Source organism: Dietzia sp. SYD-A1 (assembly GCF_015356725.1).
Taxonomy (GTDB): domain Bacteria; phylum Actinomycetota; class Actinomycetes; order Mycobacteriales; family Mycobacteriaceae; genus Dietzia.
Genome location: NZ_JADDKI010000226.1, coordinates 1 through 2,232, shown reverse-complemented (window position 1 = coordinate 2,232; position 2,232 = coordinate 1). Strand labels below are relative to the sequence as shown.

General features: G+C 63.2%; 3 protein-coding genes. All 3 read left to right on the top strand.

The window, feature by feature from the left end; translation table 11 throughout:
* The first annotated feature begins 111 nt into the window (after positions 1 to 111).
* The 3 genes from IY392_RS10105 (at position 112) to IY392_RS10095 (ending at position 2,093) form a co-directional block, all read left to right on the top strand.
* Positions 112 to 471: a helix-turn-helix transcriptional regulator gene (locus tag IY392_RS10105; protein WP_031265333.1), complete on the top strand. Its 360-nt coding sequence runs from the start codon at positions 112 to 114 to the stop codon at positions 469 to 471.
* Positions 468 to 1,064, top strand: a complete 597-nt coding sequence (locus IY392_RS10100) for a cadmium resistance transporter (RefSeq protein ID WP_017838449.1) — start codon at positions 468 to 470, stop codon at positions 1,062 to 1,064. Before IY392_RS10105 ends, IY392_RS10100 begins: the two co-directional genes overlap by 4 nt.
* A gap of 240 nt (positions 1,065 to 1,304) precedes the next feature.
* Positions 1,305 to 2,093: a recombinase family protein gene (locus IY392_RS10095; protein WP_194861136.1), complete on the top strand. Its 789-nt coding sequence runs from the start codon at positions 1,305 to 1,307 to the stop codon at positions 2,091 to 2,093.
* Positions 2,094 to 2,232: the final 139 nt, after the last annotated feature.

Below are 2,232 nucleotides of genomic sequence, written 5' to 3'. Positions count from 1 at the left end.
TGGACGAGGGCTCCCGCGGCGGCCCGCCTGGCGCCGTGAATGTGCCTTAAAAACCTTTAGGTTTTTAGGGCGTTGTCACAACAGTTCAGCAGACGCTGTATAGTTCAGCAAGTGCTGACTATTGCTTCTCGTGTCGATGTGATGAACCGGTTAGGGCGGGCGATGGCCGACCCGACACGGTCCCGAATACTGCTGACCTTGCTGGAGCAGCCGGCCTACCCGGCGGAGCTGGCCCGGGATCTGGAGCTGACACGGTCGAACGTGTCGAACCATCTGGCATGCCTGCGCGACTGCGGGATCGTTGTCGCAGTGCCCGAAGGTCGCCAGACCCGGTATGAGATCGCAGACCCGCACTTGGCCCGGTCGCTATCTTCCTTGGTCGAGATCACCCTCGCGGTCAACGAAAACGCCTCCTGCTTGGAGCCCGACTGCTCAGTGCCGGGTTGTCACGCCACGGAGGTGCAGGCGTGATCCTGTCCTCGGCCCTGCAGGCGATCGGCCTGTTCATTGCCACCAATATCGACGACATCATCGTCCTGTCGCTGTTTTTCGCCCGCGGAGCAGGCCAACGCGGAACCACCGCACGCATTCTGGCCGGCCAGTATCTCGGGTTCGCCGGCATCCTCGGCGTGGCTGTGCTCGTCTCCCTGGGCGCGGGAGTCTTCCTGCCCCCGCAGGCCATCCCTTACTTCGGGCTGATCCCACTGGGCTTGGGACTGTGGGCCGCGTGGCAGGCCTGGCGCGGGGACGATGATGACGACGATGCAAAGGTCGAGGGCAAGAACGTCGCCGTGTGGACCGTGGCCGGCGTAACCTTCGCCAACGGTGGAGACAACATCGGCGTTTACGTCCCCGTCTTTCTCAACGTGGGCCCGGGAGCCGTGGTCGCCTACTGCATCGTGTTCCTGGTGCTGGTGGCGGGACTGGTGGGCCTGGCAAGGTTCGTCGCCACCCGCCGACCGATCGCCGAAGTCCTGGAGCGCTGGGAACACATCCTGTTCCCGATTGTCCTGATCGGCCTAGGCGCCTTCATTCTGATCAGCGGCGGAGCATTCGGACTCTGACAAAACAGACGCAAACCCGGCCGCCCACCCGTGAGTCGCCGACTCGCTCTAACCCTTTCGGCCAGAACGCCCGATTGGTACGTCGTACGTCGCCGCCAAGAAGTAACCACAGAAGACCGCCACAAAGCGATCAAGTCCACAGTCGCCGCTGTGTCACAGGGTCTAGTTCGGCACTTATGAAACACCTTCCCGTGGGGTCTAGGATCTATTGATACAGATTCCGGACGAAAGGGTCTCCTCATGGCTGATCGAATCGGGACGTTGCTCAACCGTTCTGGTGATGGTGGCGAGGAGGTGCTCATCGTCAGCCGCGGGAGCGTGCGGACCCGCTTTCGTCGCCGGGACGAGCTGGGCTGGAACTTTCGGGTGGAGTCGACGGACTCGGAAAACATCATCGAAGGGAAACCGGAGTCGAAGCCGAAGCCAGCTCGCCGGGCCTCGCGTCCGCGTGGACAGCGAGTGGCGTACGTGCGGGTGTCGGCCGCGGATCAGAACGAGGCGCGTCAGCTCGAGGCGGTGGGGGAGTGCGACCGGGTCTATATCGAGAAGCAGTCCGCTCGCTCTCGTGCCGATCGGGTGAAGCTAGAAGAGTGCATCAGGTACCTGCGCGACGGCGACGAGCTGGTTGTTGCGTCGATGGACCGACTCGCTCGTTCCCTGGTCGACCTCAAGCAGATCGTCGGCGAGATCACCGCGAAGGGCGCGAGCGTGGAGTTCGTCCACGAGCGGGCCACCTACGCCGCCGGCGCCCAGGACCCGCGAGCCGACCTCATGCTCTCACTGCTCGGTGCGTTCGCCGAGTTCGAGCGAGCCATCATCCGTGAACGCCAGGCCGAGGGCATCGCCATCGCCAAAGCAAAGGGCAAGTACAAGGGACGCAAACGCGTCCTGACCGACGAGCAGATCGACAAGGCGCGAGCCCGCATCGAGGCGGGGGAGGGGCTATCGGCGATCGCACGTGATCTGGGGGTCGGGCGATCGACGCTCTATCGCGCGCTGCAGAGAGAAGTGCAGAAAGGGGTTCGCTGAAGCCGGGATGGACTCAGCTGCTGCTCTCGGCTTAGTTGCACGACCCAGTAGTGAGGACGGCAATGCTGAGCCAGCAGATTGTTGTTAGCCCCGGTGTTTCATGGGGATCTGCGGATCGCTGGGCGAAAATAGACCGAAG

Excerpts from the sequence above, each read along its gene's own strand:
- IY392_RS10095 (WP_194861136.1), top strand. The coding sequence starts at position 1,305 with ATGGCTGATCGAATCGGGACGTTGCTCAACCGTTCTGGTGATGGTGGC.